Raw genomic sequence first — 378 nt, forward strand, 5'->3', positions numbered from 1 at the left:
TGCTGGCCGAGTTCGGCATCGTGATGGGCAAGAGCGACAAGGCCCTGCGCCGGGTGCTGGCCGATCTGGATGCACACACCGCGCTGCCGGCGCAGTTCAAGGCGTTGATCCGCAGCGTCGACGCCCACTGGACGCAGGTCCGCACGGCCTTCGACGCGTGCGATGCACGCATCGAATCCCATGCGCGCGATGACGAGCGGTGCGTGCGGCTGCGCGCGATCGTCGGTGTCGGGGCGCTCACGGCGGATGCGCTGATTGCCAGCCTCGGCAAGGCGCAGGAATTCCGCAACGGCCGGCAGCTGGCGGCCTGGCTCGGCATGGTGCCGACGCAGCACTCCAGCGGCGGACACACGCGGCTGGGCGCGATCAGCTGCCGCG

At 70.6% G+C, this 378-nt stretch carries 1 protein-coding gene; it reads left to right on the plus strand.

What is annotated here, in order from left to right; translation table 11 throughout:
* The coding region (locus UU7_RS17085) for a transposase (RefSeq protein WP_040673652.1) at positions 1-378 on the plus strand (378 nt) is incomplete at both ends.

It is taken from the genome of Rhodanobacter spathiphylli B39 (genome assembly GCF_000264295.1).
Lineage (GTDB): Bacteria > Pseudomonadota > Gammaproteobacteria > Xanthomonadales > Rhodanobacteraceae > Rhodanobacter > Rhodanobacter spathiphylli.